Source organism: Citrobacter freundii ATCC 8090 = MTCC 1658 = NBRC 12681, assembly GCF_011064845.1.
GTDB lineage: Bacteria > Pseudomonadota > Gammaproteobacteria > Enterobacterales > Enterobacteriaceae > Citrobacter > Citrobacter freundii.
The window spans coordinates 2943172-2956279 of sequence record NZ_CP049015.1 but is presented as its reverse complement, the minus strand read 5'-3'; the positions used below and the strand labels follow the sequence as shown (position 1 = coordinate 2956279).

The window sequence follows — 13108 nt, the reverse complement described above, 5'->3', positions numbered from 1 at the left end:
TCACTATTGCTCATCAATCTATCGCCGAATAGGCGCGTTAAACATAAAGCCCCCTCGGGCAGGGTTGTTGATAAAACCATCGCGGGCGGGATTATAGTTGTGGTCCTGGAAACCATTCATCAGGATGGGATCGCCAAAGTCATCCTGTATCGCCAGGTGTCTGTGGATTTGGTTTCGTGCCCTGAACGTGAAAACGAAATCATCCGTCCCGCCAATGATGATCACGCCATTACCGGCTCGAAGTGCCGCGCTTAACTCTTGCTCTCTGACGGCCTGGTTTTGTAACGCGCTGGATGTGGCAGAAGATGACGACAGCAGCAGTAATATAAGAACGGTGCATGAAAATACCGATGGCAGTTTCATGATTAATACCTATTAAAATTATGGCTATTAAAGTATAGCTTTATGTTGTCATCTCAACTAAAAAGAAAACCAATAATTTAAACCTGCTGCCCATACTGAGTCTGAGGGGCCGGAAGAGTAGTGCCGCGCAGTTAAGAACTATAATAAAAACAGTCGGCAGGTGATAACTCCTGTTTGCCAATCGCGCTGGTTCAGGGAGCAGCTATGAACATTTCATCTTCTCCGATAGTCATGTTCGCAGCATTGCTCACCTTTAGTTGTGCAGCATATTCGGTGGAAAAAGGGAATATCTTTTCGCAGAATGCCAAGTCTATGGATCCCATCGCATTTTCTCAACAGTCATTTAATAACCTGACGTCTTATCAGGTCATGATGCGCTCTTCGTCGCCATCCGATGAAAGCAAAATTATTCGCTATAGCTTTCAAAAGCCTGGGTATGTGCGGATGGATTTTACCCAACCGCATTCAGGAGCGGTGCTTATCTTTAATCCTGTCAGCGGTAAAGTGACGTTATGGCCATTTGGTGTGGGTTCTTTGCCCATTTTGCACCTGTCGCCTACTAATTCATTGATCCAGTATGAGCGTGGTCATCGGGTGGATCGCTCTGATATCGGCGTGTTGTTGGGCAATATTCGTCATCTGCAACGCGAAGGGACAATGACCACTGTTGGTAAGGAAAACCTTGCAGGACGGGCGACGACGCGCGTATCTGTGGTTGGGCCTGGAACAATGGTGGTTGATGGTGTTCACCGCTATGACGTCTGGCTGGATAATTATCACGGACTTCCTGCCAAAGTGATCAGCTATGCGCCAGATGGGCAGCGATTAGAAACCGTGCTTCTGGATGCTATGGTCATTAACATCCGTTTTCCCGCCAATTTCTTCTCACCCTGAAGGAGGCTGTATTATGGCTGACTATCAGTTTTCCACCGTCTGGCGGGTTGAGGCTTCTATTCAGGAGGTATGGGATGTTTTTTCTCATCCCGATCAGTGGCCTGAATGGTGGGAAAGTCTGGAACGCATTGTTGAGATTAAAAAAGGTGATGTACAGGGCATTGGGGCGCTGCATCGTTATACCTGGAAAGGAGCGCTTCCCTATCGCTTAACCTTTGACATCAACGTGTTAAATATTCTGCCTTGCTCGCTGCTTGAGGGACAAGCCAGTGGGGCGGTAGAAGGGCGAGGTGTGTGGTATTTTTCTGCCAGTGGCGCTGAGACCATCGTCAGATATGACTGGAATGTTCGCACCACGATTCGTTGGATGAATTACCTGGCCCCGCTGGCGGCACCCGTTTTTCGCTGGAATCACGATACGGTCATGCGCGAAGGGGCCAGAGGATTAGCCCGCAAACTGGCAACGAATGTACATATATTTTGAGTTCAGTCAGCGTTGAGGATTAATTAGCGTCCTGATATTTAAAATTGCCTCCACTACTGATTAATAACTTAGCGATCTCAGTCAATTTCTTATCATACACGGCGGCATTTTGTAGGCCTGCCTTGCGCAGAAGTTCTAAGTTTTCACGCGATGCGTTATCCAGCGTTGGATCGGCGCCGTATAGTTCAGGCTGAATTCTGTAGTATTTAGAGTTTTTTACCGTTGAGGCAATTTGTTGCAGATAATACGCGGTCATCTGTGGCCCCCCCTCTAGCGCGATATCAATAGCCGGTTTTGCCCAGCCAAAGGGGCCCCAGTCCTTAACTTCGGAATAAGAATACCCCTGCAATTTCTTGCCGGTGCCCAGTGAGACAATAATCATATCCTTAATGCCAGCGACATTACTGAATTTAATCGCTTCGGAATAGGCGCAGAGCGCCGGGTCGTTTGCCACCACACCGCCATCAACCAGGACAAATTTTTCGGGTACCGGGGGTAATGAATAAATACGCGCTGCCTCGAAATAGGTGGGAGCTGCTGAGGTACCCCGTAAAGCATCCCTGACCAGGAAGTCCCGATTCTTGGCGAGGGCGGAGTGTTGTTTGAAAATGACAGGAAGACGACTGCTCACGTCATAAGAAACAAAGCAGGTTGGTCTTAATAATTCACTGATTTTTGTTTCACCAAATGCTGTTTTTAATACCCTCTCCAGCTCCTTTGCAGAATATTTTTCATCGCTAGCACCACCCAGTGAACTGATTGTTTTCCAGACGCCGACATCAAAAATTTCATCCCCATCCTGAAGATAGAAATTGACGGCTTCCTGAGCGGAGAACTTGGGCTTTCCTTTCGCATCAGGGCAAACGTAAGCAGAACACAGAATGGCCCCGGTACTGGTACCGGCAACGAGATCGAAGTAATCCGCAATTCTGGCGGCAGGATTTTGTGATATATCCTGCAATTTCTTCTCCAGTGCCACAAGTAGCATACCCGGAAGGATGCCTCTGATCCCGCCACCATCGATAGACAGTATTCTCATTGCCATTTTTATGTCCTCCAAAGATAAGAAACGGGATTTAGGGGTAGGGTTGTTTCCGCTATGGCTGCAGTTAAATATAGACAGGATTTACGCTGAGTTTGTTTCATAAGAAGGGGGCTGGCAGATTGATATCCGCTCACTGCTGTACTTTTTTGCCTGTAAATGGCTTAATAGCGACCTTGTAGTATCTTATTTCATTCACAGTTAACAGGTCTGTTATTGATGAATAACCTCCATCGGCTCACCTTTTTATGTCAGCGTCTGTCTGCTGTGATGATCGTATACGGTTTTTACCTTCTTAGCCGTAGCTCAACTCTTACAACATGGACAGACAGCAATGCAACGTCGACAATTTCTCAAAAATAGCGTTCTCCTTTCGGCCGCCGGTTTAGTCGGTCCTGCGGTTATTAGTCAGACGGTTCACGCCGCTGAGCCATCCGTTGCACCAGTCGCGCGTCGGCGCTTTGTGTTATCCCAGACCTATAAACTTAACCCTCCTAAGGGCTCGAGCGGTGTAGTGAAACTGTGGATCCCGCTTCCTGTAGATACCGCGTTTCAACAAATGACGGCGCTTGCCTTTAGCGGAAACTATAAGCAAGCGTATGTCACCACTAATAATACTTATGGCGCGAAAACGCTGTTTGCCACCTGGCCTGACTCGCAGGGCGAACTGTTGATTAACGTTGATATCGACATTGAAACCGCCGACTGGGAACCGCTGAAGCAGGACGCGTTGAAAACCTGGCAAGCGCCGGAGCAGGTTATTTATCCGCAGGATGTAAAACCGTACCTTTTGCCGACGGCACATATCCCAGTTGATGGGCTGGTTCTGGAAACCGCACGTAAAATCACCGGTAATGAGCAGGATCCGCTGAAAAAAGCACGCCTGATTTACGAGTGGGTGAGTAGCCATATGGAGCGCGATAACGACGTTATCGGCTGCGGCACGGGGGATGTAGCGGAGATCTTAAAAAGCGGTAAGCTCAAAGGAAAATGCACCGACATGAGCTCCGTTTTTGTGGCTCTGGCGCGTGCCAGCGGCATTCCGGCGCGTGAACTGTTTGGTATCCGTCTGGGTAAAGCCAATAAGCTCGAACGTTACTCGAAAAGTGCTTTTGGCAAAGCAGACAGCGCAGGCGTTGCTGATGTGAGCGGTGGGCAACATTGTCGTGCCGAGTTCTATCTGGCCGGTTACGGTTGGTTACCTTGCGATCCTGCTGATGTGACCAAAATGCGTCTGGCAGAGAAAAAATCGCATCAGGACGCCGATGTCCAGGCGGTAAACACTTACCTGTTTGGCAACTGGGAAATGAACTGGGTTGGATTCAACTACGGGCGTGATTTCGAGCTGTATCCGGCAACGGAGCAGGGCGCGGTGAACAACTTTGGTTATCCTTATGCTGAAGTTGATGGCGACCCGATCAATTTCTACGATCCTAAAGCGTTCTCCTACAGCTATGTCGCCACAGAACAACGCTAAAGGGGCGGGACTCACCCTGTTGACGGCTGCGGTAGCTGCCGTCACCGCGGGCTTATGCTGCGTTGGACCGCTGCTCTACCTGCTGTTTGGTATTTCGGCGGCGAGCTTTGCTGTTTTCACCCAGTTTGAGTTTTTGCGAATTCCCTTGATGCTGGTGTCATTGGGCTTATTACTGCATGTTTTCTGGCGGCTCTATTTCTCCAGGCGGCTGTGGTGCTCCGGGTGGCTAACTCTGAAGCAAGCGCGCGTTCTCTACTGGTGCGCACTGGCATTGATTTTGCCAGTGTTATTTTACCCAACGCTGAGGTATTTGAATGAAAATCTTCACATTAGTTGCATGCTTGTTGCTGCCGCTGTGGGCTCAGGCGACCAATCAAAAAGTGGTGCTGGATATACAAAATATGACCTGCTCGCTATGCGTTATTTCGGTCAATCAGGCGCTACGTGAAACCGACGGCGTGATTAAAGCAAAGTCCTCCCTAAAAACCCGACAAGCAGAAGCGATTGTGCCAGAAGGTTTCCCAACCGATACTTTACTTAACGCGGTAGCGAAAACGGGCTATACCGCAACGCTCAACCGCATTGAACAACAGTAAATCACCTGCGGGTGGTTTTATTGTGTTTTCCCGGCGGCTTCGTGTTCTCTTTTGTGCGTTAACTTCCGGAATTCCCCTCGTTTCCTGTTAACCTGAACAGGCGGCAACTGTATGCCGCATATGCCCATTTGTATCTGTTATCCCTCCAGCCATGTAGGATGATCACAGGCAAGATTTTTTGACTAAGGAAAAGCGTTATGAAAACGGGACCATTAAACGAGAGCGAACTGGAATGGCTGGATGATGTACTGACTAAGTACAATACAGACAAGGCTATTCTGGATGTGTCAGAACTGGATGGTTTGCTGACGGCGGTGCTGAGTTCACCGTATGAAATTGAACCAGAGCAGTGGCTGGTCGCGATTTGGGGGGGCGCGCAGTATGTCCCTCGCTGGTCCTCCGAAAAAGAAATGACGCGTTTCATGAACCTGGCGTTTCAACATATGGCGGATACGGCCGATCGTCTGGATGAATATCCTGAGCAGTTTGAGCCGTTGTTTGGTTTGCGTGAAATTGACGAGCATGAACTGACCATCGTTGAAGAGTGGTGCTTTGGTTATATGCGCGGCGTTGCACTGTCAAACTGGTCCGCGTTACCGGACACGTTAAAACCAGCACTTGAGGCTATTGCGCTGCACGGTACGGAAGAGAACTTTGCGGTGGTTGAGAAATTGACACCTGAGGCGTTTGAAGAGAGCGTCGATGCCATCCGCCTGGCTGCGCTGGACCTGCATGCTTACTGGATGGCGCATCCTCAGGAAACGCCGGTCAAAGTACCGGTGAAAGTGGATGCCAAAGTAGGGCGCAATGACCCTTGCCCCTGTGGCAGCGGCAAGAAATATAAGCAGTGCTGTTTGCATTAACAGAAAGGGGCGAAAGCCCCTTTGTTTTAACCCACTTCTGGTAGTAATCCTGCTGCAATAGAAAACTGTACTGCTATCACCACAATGCCGCACAAAAATACCAGTGCCAGCGCCGGAGCACCGCCGGCTACGCGGTAGTTGGCCTGCGGATTATGTTTTCTGCTCTGCCAGGCCAGCATCGAGGGAATGAGCAGCGCCAGCACAGCCAGGGCAACGCCCGCATACCCTAATGCCATGACAAAACCACGCGGATAGAACAGCGCGAATGCCAGCGGCGGCAGGAAGGTCACCACGCCGGTTTGCATTCTTCCCGCTACGGTATTGCGGCGCTGGAAGAGGTCGGCCAGGTAGTCAAATAATCCCAATGCAACGCCGAGGAAAGAGGTTGCCAGCGCGAGGTCGGCAAACAGATGTACCGCCAGTTCGACGTGCGGCGAAGCCACGACTTCACGCAATGCCTGCAATAAGCCGTTTAAGCCTGCGTGGTTGGCTAAAAGCCCCATGAACGTTGTCGAGTTAATGCTGCCAAGCGTCGCCAGTTGCCAGAAGATATAGGCGACCAGTGGAATAGCGCTACCCGTAATAAACACCCAACGCAGTTTACGGATGTTACCGTTCATATAGCTGACGATACTGGGAACACTGCCGTGAAAACCGAACGAGGTGAAGATGACCGGGATTGCGGAGAGCGCCAGCCCCTGTTGCAGCGGCAGCGTAAGCAGGTTCACTTTATGGATATGCGGCATTAACAGAGCCAGCATCGCCACCAGGAAGATTATCTTGGCGCTGAATAGCAGACGGTTGAATAGATCGACCAGCGAGGTTCCAACACAAACCACGCCACCGGCAACAAAGGTGAACAGCAGTACGCCTGTTGTCGGAGATATATTTGTTCCGGTCCAGTCGCTGATGCTGGAGGCCAGCAGTTCACCTGCACCACTGATGTACGCCGCCGTCAGGGCATACATTAAAAACATCATGCTAAAGCCCGTTATCCATTGTCCGTAACGACCAAGATAACGTTTTGCCAGTGTACCCAGCCCGGTGTCTGCCGGGACATGTTGATATACTTCAAGCAGCAGCAGCGCGGTGTAGCACATCAACGCCCAAAGACTGACTAACAATACCAACGTGACGCTAAACCCCACGCCTGCCGCAGCCAACGGCATTGCCAACATACCGGCACCAATCGTGGTTCCCGCCACGATAAAAATACTACCCAGGGTTCTGTTTTTCACGCTTTCCTCTGTCCCAGAGATAATCAACGGTTATATCTGCGGCGCAGGTTAAGGCAAAACGCTATGTTCGTCAAATCGCCGTTACAATGGTTGTACATTAATGTTTACGATGTTTTTGACCATTAAGATGTATAACAAATGACATTTATCTGCGGATAAACCTGCGTTAGCGCAAAGCAGCGCCGTGCGGTTCACATTAGGCTACGGTCTTTATTGAGGAGGTAGTATGGAATCTATTCACGGTCACGAAGTGCTCAACATGATGATTGAATCTGGCGAGCAGTATTCAAATGCCAGCCTTGAAGCGGCGATTACGGCACGTTTCGGCGAGCAGGCACGTTTCCACACTTGTTCTGCGGCAGATATGACGGCAGGCGAGCTGGTGGCGTTTTTAGCGGCGAAGGGAAAGTTTATTGCAAAAGAAGACGGCTTCTCTACGCACGAAAGCAAGATCTGCCGTCACTGATTTTAATGGGTAATGATGGCGGGTTGCCTTCATTACCCCAAAATATTAATTCTGCGTATCAAGCGTAGCCAGTTCTTTATCGATGAAATAAAGACCTTCGCCGCTTTTCCCTGCCAGCGACAGCTTATCAATAACAGATTTAAATAATTTCTCTTCTTCATGCTGCTCGGCAACATACCATTGCAGGAAATTAAAGGTTGGATAATCCTGGTGGGTCATTGCCGCGTGTGCCAGCTCATTAATTTTCTGGGTGATCAGCTGCTCGTGTTCGTAAGTGACACGGAACAGTTCATCCAGAGACGCATATTCAGCAAAAGGGGAAGAAACGGTATTAATACGCGGCAAGCTGCCGGTATCGGTCAGGTAATCGAACAGACGCTGCATGTGCGTCATCTCTTCCTGAGCGTGACGGCGCAAAAACGCGGCGGCACCTTCGAAGCTGTGATAGCTGCACCACGCGCTCATCTGTTGGTAGAGCAGAGATGAATATAATTCAAGATTCATTTGCTCATTCAGTTGGTCGATCATTTCTGTTTTCAGCATGGTTCTGCTCCACAAACATTATTATATATTGACGTGGCGTCACTATAATTTGTTATTTAATTATTTGCAAAAGGTAAAATAATAAATTTATTTATTAAAAATGCGAATGGGAATAAAACGCATTAACGATATTAAGCGGGGGATATAAATAATAAAGTGGTAAAAGACCAGCAACAATGTGCTGGTCGGAAATATTAATAATTGAATGAGGGGGATTGCGATACCGCGACACCATGACACTGCCAGGCGAGTGTAATTTTGGTATTTAAGCACAGAGAGCCTGCATATACGCTGCAGGTTGACACCGGCTGACCAAACGCTTCAGCGCTGGCATAGCCCAGGCGCTGACACTCTTTGGTGGCTGTCCCTTGGGTAACGTAGTCATCGGTACGTGCTGTTTGTAACATGGCCTGATTATAAGTCAGGCGAACCACACCAGTGATGGCGCTGGCTTCGCTGACCTGTGCCTGTTTTGTAATTGTGCATCCTGTCAGCACGAGCGGCAAAAGCGCTAGGATAAAGGTCTTCATGAGATCGCTCTGAAAGTTCGAAGATACACTATCATGGCATACAGAGGCCCTCATCAATGGCTTGAATAGCCCGAAGATCACCTGTGATTAATCACAACGAGGTCATTCGTTTGAGGCAATTCTGAACTGTTCAGACAAGAATGTGAGCGCAACTTTGTTTTTTAAAACTAAATTTCATTAAATTTGAAAGTGTGATTGCAAAATAGTAATGTGGTTGAATGTTATGACTTTCAGCGGGCTACCGCAGCGCATTCAGGAGAGTACAGAATGAACATTGCATTGATGATGGAAAACAGCCAGGCAAGCAAAAACGCCATCATCCATAACGAGCTTAAAGCCGTTGCGGATGAGAAAGGTTTTCCGGTCTATAACGTTGGGATGAGCGATGAAAATGATCATCATCTGACCTACATCCATTTAGGAATTATGGCCAGCATCCTGCTTAATTCCAAAGCGGTTGATTTCGTGGTCACCGGTTGCGGCACGGGCCAGGGGGCAATGATGTCACTGAATATCCATCCGGGTGTGGTGTGTGGTTATTGCCTCGATCCTGCAGATGCGTTCTTGTTCTCTCAGATCAACAACGGCAACGCGCTTTCTCTGGCATTCGCCAAAGGTTTTGGCTGGGGTGCTGAGCTGAATGTGCGCTATATGTTTGAAAAAGCGTTCACCGGACGTAACGGGGAAGGCTACCCACCGGAGCGTAAAGAGCCGCAGGTGCGTAACGCCGGTATTCTGAATCAGGTGAAAGCGGCTGTGGTAAAAGAAAATTATCTGGACACGCTACGCGCTATCGATCCTGAGCTGGTGAAAACCGCTGTATCAGGCCCGCGCTTCCAGCAGTGCTTCTTTGAAAACTGCCAGGACAAAGCAATCGAAGCGTTTGTACGCGAGGTAATTGGCTAAATCCTGTTGGCCCGGCAGCGTTCACCCTCCGGGCTACCTGTTCTTGTTCGATACTGCACTTCCTGCATCACGGGTGAGTCGCAGCGAATCCACCATACCTACCAGACAAATAATGGCAATAGCGACAAAGGCCAGCCGGAAACTGATCCCTGGAATATTGCCCAATGCCAGCCTTTCACTGACCACATCGCCAATGCGGATCCCAATAGCGGCTAAAGAAATGCCCAATCCTACCGCTAATTGTGTCGCTGTACTGAACAGCGTATTAGCGTAGCTCATTTGTGCCGCGGGGACGTCCGCGAAGGCAAGCGTGCTGACGCCGGTAAACTGAATTGAGCGGAACACACCGCCCAGATACAACACCAGCAAAATAACCCACACGGGGGTCTGCGGCGTAATTAAAGCACAGGCCAGCAGCGCCAGAACGTTAAGCGCACCGTTAATCAACAGCAGTTTCTTAAAGCCCAGCCAACGTATCAACGGTGTGGTGGCCGGTTTAATCGTCAGATTGCCCACAAATACCGCCAGCACCAGCGAACCCGCGTGAAAAGCGTTCATGCCAAAACCTACCTGAAACATTAACGGCAGCAGAAACGGCACGGCGCTGATAGAGGCACGAAACAGCGATCCGCCATACATGGTGACGCGAAAAGTAGGGACGTTCATGGCATCAAGGCGAATCATTGGCCATGCGGCGCGACGAAAATGATGCAGGGCAAACAGAAATGTCACTGTTCCTAGCGCCAAAAGTCCGGCGGTCAGCCAGCCCTGAGGCTGTTGGGTTCCCAGTAACTCCATGGCATACACCAGGCTTACCATCGCAACAGAGGTTGCGATAAATCCCGTTATATCAAATGGGCGGCGCTCGTCGTCATGAATATCCGGGATAAAACGTAGCGCCAGCGCAATCGCCAGTATCCCGAGCGGTACATTGATGAAGAAGATCCAACGCCAGTTGGCATAGCTGGTAATGAATCCGCCAAGGGGGGGGCCAATGATGGGGGCGACTAACGCGGGCCAGGTCAGGGTCGCAATAGCGGTGATCAACTGATGTTTAGGCGTGGTACGCAATACCGCAAGTCGGCCAACCGGAACCATTAGCGCGCCACCTACACCCTGTAAGATTCGCATGGCGACAAAGCTCTCAAGGCTTTCGGACAAACCGCATAAAACCGAGGCGAGAGTAAATATCGCCAGCGCCAGGGTAAACACCTTTCGGGCACCGAAGCGATCCGCAATCCAGCCGCTGGCGGGAATCAGCACCGCGAGGGTGATCAGATAGGCGCTGATACCTATGTTCAGGTCTACCGCTTGCACGGCAAAACTCTTCGCCATGTCGGGCAGTGCGGTGGCAATCACCGTGCCGTCAATAAACTCCATAAAGAAAGCCCCGGCAACAAGTAATGCAGCCGGGGATAGACCGCGTTTGTTCTCAACCGCTATATGTTCACTCATGTTGTGCTTGCCATCTCAAAAGAAACTGACTGGATCTATTTTTATTTTCCAGCGCATTCGTAATGCATGCGCGGCTATCGTTTCGTTCGTTGAATAGGTACTATGACGACCTTTCTATAAGGAGCTCACTATGTCCCAAACACTGAATGCCGATCAGGAACTGCTCTCGGACGTTGTTGCCTGTCAGCTGGTTATCAAGCAGATTCTGGATGTACTTGATGTTATTGCCCCAGTAGAAGTGCGGGAGAAAATGTCCAGCCAACTGAAAAGCATCGATTTCTCCAGCCATCCTGCGGGCGCCGATCCGGTTACTATGCGCGCAATACAAAAAGCAGTTGCCTTGATCGAGTTGAAATTCACGCCGCAGAATGAATCTCACTAAAATAAACCGTTGTTTCAGGTTTTAGAAAGGTTTTTTTGCGCCTCGCAGAATGAGAGGCGTGAGCGTAGAGAAAATTAAGCACCAGCCGGATAAGGTGCGCCGCATCGTTATCCGGCATTAACATGATGAAAATTGAAGATTAGTGATGTTGATAGTTCACGACGTTCAGCAGATGCTTATCGGTTTGCGCCATGCACAGTCCCGCACGTTTAGCGCTGCGGACTTCATCAAGAATCGTCTGTAACAGCACGCCATCCTGCTGCTGCTCTTTTTCCAGATCGTGAAGAAAATCAATGGTTGTTGCATCATTCAAGGCTTCTGCTTCATTGGTCAAGCGTGATAGCTTGCTGTAACGCTGTTGGTATTCATCCAGCGTTTTCTGAAACAGTTCTTCAAGAGAAGTTAGTTCATCACCCGGAACATCAATTGCCTTGACGATGGGGTTAGCCCCGGCACTTTTCATAAAATTGAACATACGCATCATTTGAGTCACGTTACATTGTGCCTGAGTGCGTAGAAAGGTTGCGGTGCCAGTCAGGCTGTGTTCGTAACACCATTCACTGAGATGCAGGTAAAGATTCGATGCGTAGAACTCGAGGTTCATTTGTGTGTTGAGTTTATGAACAATTCCAACTGCAGCCATATCAATATCCTTATTTCCAGAAAGGGGGATGTACGTTACTTACGTCAGTGCAACGGGCTGCCGCTACACATCACCTCTACGTACAATTAAAACTGTTAGCAGAATAAATCCGTTCCGCCGGTCCTTTAGTGATCACGAATTATATTCGCTCCCGATCGAAATTCAGCATAACTCCTGTTCCGACTTAAGAAAATCCTTAAATCTGCGTATTTATGATTTTTTACATATTGTCATAGCAATATTAGTGATTTTTCTGCTTGTGTATATAAGTGGTGTGAATATAACAGATTGATATTTATGGTATTAAAGTCAAGCGTTAATATTGAAATGATGTTTCATATCACGAAATGGAATTTCACAATCAGGTATTGTCTGTCACCGGATGATTATCCGGCATTGGGATGAAGAAATTTCATCATCGCGACGTGTCGGTGAACGAAATCTGCGGCTAATTATTTGCGCCAGATCAGTTTTGTGGAAATTAATAAAGTTAAGCGCCTGAATGATTCGGCATTTATTGTTTGGTGTATTTGGAAAAATCGAGGAGTGTGTATGAAAAAGGTTGCCGTGCTACTGGCACCTGGTTTTGAAGAGGCGGAAGCCATTGTTACCATTGATATTCTGCGCCGCCTGCAGATCGAAGTTGAAACACTGGCCTGCGCCGAGTCCCGTGCGGTGGTGAGCTATCATGACGTGCCGATGGTGACGGACAGCACGCTGGCTGCGCGTCAGACGGATCTTTACGATGCCGTTGTGTTACCGGGCGGGCCGCAGGGCAGCGTTAATCTTGCCGCCAGTAAGGCTGTCATCCAGTTTATCGCTCGCCATCACGAGGCAGGAAAACTCATTTGCCCGGTGTGTTCCGCGGCTGCGCGCGTGCTGGGTGGCAACGGCCTGCTGAAGGGGCGTCGCTACGTGTGTTCGGGGGATCTGTGGCAAAACGTAACGGATGGGGAATATATCGATGCGCCGATTGTGGAAGATGGCAACCTGATTAGCGGTAAAGGGTTAGGGCATATTTTCGATTTTGCATTGACGCTTGCGGCGCGTCTATTGGGAGATGATATTCCGGTTCGCGATCACGCTGATCACATTTATTACCGATGGTAATCATTTTCCCGAATACTCCGGTATTCGGGAACAAGGATTCGTTGGCTGATGTTATGGACTAATCTGCTATTCCTCTTTTTTCCCGTCGACAAAACCGCGTTTTTTTATGTCATTTC

At 49.1% G+C, this 13108-nt stretch carries 16 protein-coding genes and 1 pseudogene; 10 read left to right on the top strand and 7 right to left on the bottom strand.

Annotation, left to right across the window (positions count from 1 at the left end):
* Positions 1 to 18: 18 nt before the first annotated feature.
* The gene (locus tag G4551_RS14370; RefSeq protein ID WP_032941245.1) at positions 19 to 363 is read right to left on the bottom strand and encodes a hypothetical protein; all 345 of its coding nucleotides are present in this window, start codon (positions 361 to 363) and stop codon (positions 19 to 21) included.
* Positions 364 to 567: 204 nt separating this feature from the next.
* On the opposite strand from G4551_RS14370, the gene G4551_RS14365 reads away from it, so the two are divergent.
* Both G4551_RS14365 and G4551_RS14360 read left to right on the top strand, forming a co-directional pair.
* The gene (locus G4551_RS14365; RefSeq protein WP_003839111.1) at positions 568 to 1257 is read left to right on the top strand and encodes a LolA family protein; all 690 of its coding nucleotides are present in this window, start codon (positions 568 to 570) and stop codon (positions 1255 to 1257) included.
* Positions 1258 to 1270: 13 nt separating this feature from the next.
* On the top strand, positions 1271 to 1741 hold the full coding sequence (locus tag G4551_RS14360; RefSeq protein ID WP_003839113.1) for an SRPBCC family protein: 471 nt from the start codon (positions 1271 to 1273) through the stop codon (positions 1739 to 1741).
* A gap of 19 nt (positions 1742 to 1760) precedes the next feature.
* Here G4551_RS14360 and G4551_RS14355 read toward each other — a convergent pair whose 3' ends face one another.
* Complete coding sequence (locus G4551_RS14355) at positions 1761 to 2786, bottom strand: patatin-like phospholipase family protein (RefSeq protein ID WP_003839115.1); 1026 nt, start codon at positions 2784 to 2786, stop codon at positions 1761 to 1763.
* Positions 2787 to 3117: 331 nt separating this feature from the next.
* On the opposite strand from G4551_RS14355, the gene G4551_RS14350 reads away from it, so the two are divergent.
* The 4 genes and pseudogenes from G4551_RS14350 (at position 3118) to G4551_RS14335 (ending at position 5719) form a co-directional block, all read left to right on the top strand.
* Positions 3118 to 4260 (top strand): transglutaminase-like domain-containing protein, encoded by a 1143-nt coding sequence (locus tag G4551_RS14350; RefSeq protein ID WP_003839117.1) that lies wholly within the window; start codon positions 3118 to 3120, stop codon positions 4258 to 4260.
* Positions 4238 to 4564, top strand: a pseudogene (locus G4551_RS24010) (mercuric transporter MerT family protein); the annotation flags it as partial. The gene G4551_RS14350 and the pseudogene G4551_RS24010, both read left to right, overlap by 23 nt.
* A 10-nt stretch (positions 4565 to 4574) precedes the next feature.
* Positions 4575 to 4856 (top strand): heavy-metal-associated domain-containing protein, encoded by a 282-nt coding sequence (locus tag G4551_RS14340; protein ID WP_003839119.1) that lies wholly within the window; start codon positions 4575 to 4577, stop codon positions 4854 to 4856.
* A gap of 197 nt (positions 4857 to 5053) precedes the next feature.
* Positions 5054 to 5719 (top strand): YecA/YgfB family protein, encoded by a 666-nt coding sequence (locus G4551_RS14335; protein WP_003839121.1) that lies wholly within the window; start codon positions 5054 to 5056, stop codon positions 5717 to 5719.
* A gap of 26 nt (positions 5720 to 5745) precedes the next feature.
* On the opposite strand, the gene tyrP is transcribed toward G4551_RS14335, so the two are convergent.
* The gene (tyrP, locus tag G4551_RS14330; RefSeq protein WP_003839123.1) at positions 5746 to 6957 is read right to left on the bottom strand and encodes a tyrosine transporter TyrP; all 1212 of its coding nucleotides are present in this window, start codon (positions 6955 to 6957) and stop codon (positions 5746 to 5748) included.
* Positions 6958 to 7183: 226 nt separating this feature from the next.
* Between tyrP and G4551_RS14325 the strand changes: the two genes are divergently transcribed.
* On the top strand, positions 7184 to 7423 hold the full coding sequence (locus G4551_RS14325; RefSeq protein ID WP_003034586.1) for a YecH family metal-binding protein: 240 nt from the start codon (positions 7184 to 7186) through the stop codon (positions 7421 to 7423).
* A 45-nt stretch (positions 7424 to 7468) separates the two neighbouring features.
* Here G4551_RS14325 and ftnA read toward each other — a convergent pair whose 3' ends face one another.
* Both ftnA and yecR read right to left on the bottom strand, forming a co-directional pair.
* Entirely contained in the window at positions 7469 to 7966 is a 498-nt protein-coding gene (gene ftnA / locus G4551_RS14320; protein ID WP_003034588.1) for a non-heme ferritin, read from the bottom strand.
* A gap of 194 nt (positions 7967 to 8160) precedes the next feature.
* Positions 8161 to 8496, bottom strand: coding sequence for a YecR family lipoprotein (yecR, locus tag G4551_RS14315; RefSeq protein ID WP_003034590.1), 336 nt, complete (start codon positions 8494 to 8496; stop codon positions 8161 to 8163).
* 267 nt (positions 8497 to 8763) lie between these two features.
* Between yecR and G4551_RS14310 the strand changes: the two genes are divergently transcribed.
* Positions 8764 to 9402 carry an RpiB/LacA/LacB family sugar-phosphate isomerase gene (locus tag G4551_RS14310; RefSeq protein WP_003839126.1) on the top strand — a complete coding sequence of 213 codons (639 nt, stop codon included), beginning with the start codon at positions 8764 to 8766 and terminating at the stop codon, positions 9400 to 9402.
* Between the two features lie 33 nt (positions 9403 to 9435).
* On the opposite strand, the gene G4551_RS14305 is transcribed toward G4551_RS14310, so the two are convergent.
* A complete protein-coding gene (locus tag G4551_RS14305) occupies positions 9436 to 10857 on the bottom strand; it encodes an MFS transporter (protein WP_003839128.1) in 1422 nt (473 codons plus the stop codon).
* Between the two features lie 130 nt (positions 10858 to 10987).
* On the opposite strand from G4551_RS14305, the gene G4551_RS14300 reads away from it, so the two are divergent.
* Complete coding sequence (locus G4551_RS14300) at positions 10988 to 11239, top strand: DUF2766 family protein (protein WP_003034595.1); 252 nt, start codon at positions 10988 to 10990, stop codon at positions 11237 to 11239.
* A 139-nt stretch (positions 11240 to 11378) separates the two neighbouring features.
* Here the strand turns inward: G4551_RS14300 and G4551_RS14295 are convergent, their stop codons facing one another.
* Entirely contained in the window at positions 11379 to 11882 is a 504-nt protein-coding gene (locus G4551_RS14295; RefSeq protein WP_003839130.1) for a non-heme ferritin-like protein, read from the bottom strand.
* Positions 11883 to 12434: 552 nt separating this feature from the next.
* On the opposite strand from G4551_RS14295, the gene G4551_RS14290 reads away from it, so the two are divergent.
* On the top strand, positions 12435 to 12992 hold the full coding sequence (locus G4551_RS14290) for a DJ-1/PfpI family protein (protein ID WP_003839132.1): 558 nt from the start codon (positions 12435 to 12437) through the stop codon (positions 12990 to 12992).
* Positions 12993 to 13108: the final 116 nt, after the last annotated feature.

Bases quoted from the DNA above. Each gene is read 5' to 3' on its own strand.
- G4551_RS14370 (WP_032941245.1), bottom strand. From the start codon at position 363: ATGAAACTGCCATCGGTATTTTCATGCACCGTTCTTATATTACTGCTG.
- G4551_RS14365 (WP_003839111.1), top strand. From the start codon at position 568: ATGAACATTTCATCTTCTCCGATAGTCATGTTCGCAGCATTGCTCACC.
- G4551_RS14360 (WP_003839113.1), top strand. From the start codon at position 1,271: ATGGCTGACTATCAGTTTTCCACCGTCTGGCGGGTTGAGGCTTCTATT.
- G4551_RS14355 (WP_003839115.1), bottom strand. From the start codon at position 2,786: ATGGCAATGAGAATACTGTCTATCGATGGTGGCGGGATCAGAGGCATC.
- G4551_RS14350 (WP_003839117.1), top strand. From the start codon at position 3,118: ATGCAACGTCGACAATTTCTCAAAAATAGCGTTCTCCTTTCGGCCGCC.
- G4551_RS14340 (WP_003839119.1), top strand. From the start codon at position 4,575: ATGAAAATCTTCACATTAGTTGCATGCTTGTTGCTGCCGCTGTGGGCT.
- G4551_RS14335 (WP_003839121.1), top strand. From the start codon at position 5,054: ATGAAAACGGGACCATTAAACGAGAGCGAACTGGAATGGCTGGATGAT.
- G4551_RS14325 (WP_003034586.1), top strand. From the start codon at position 7,184: ATGGAATCTATTCACGGTCACGAAGTGCTCAACATGATGATTGAATCT.
- ftnA (WP_003034588.1), bottom strand. From the start codon at position 7,966: ATGCTGAAAACAGAAATGATCGACCAACTGAATGAGCAAATGAATCTT.
- yecR (WP_003034590.1), bottom strand. From the start codon at position 8,496: ATGAAGACCTTTATCCTAGCGCTTTTGCCGCTCGTGCTGACAGGATGC.
- G4551_RS14310 (WP_003839126.1), top strand. From the start codon at position 8,764: ATGAACATTGCATTGATGATGGAAAACAGCCAGGCAAGCAAAAACGCC.
- G4551_RS14305 (WP_003839128.1), bottom strand. From the start codon at position 10,857: ATGAGTGAACATATAGCGGTTGAGAACAAACGCGGTCTATCCCCGGCT.
- G4551_RS14300 (WP_003034595.1), top strand. From the start codon at position 10,988: ATGTCCCAAACACTGAATGCCGATCAGGAACTGCTCTCGGACGTTGTT.
- G4551_RS14295 (WP_003839130.1), bottom strand. From the start codon at position 11,882: ATGGCTGCAGTTGGAATTGTTCATAAACTCAACACACAAATGAACCTC.
- G4551_RS14290 (WP_003839132.1), top strand. From the start codon at position 12,435: ATGAAAAAGGTTGCCGTGCTACTGGCACCTGGTTTTGAAGAGGCGGAA.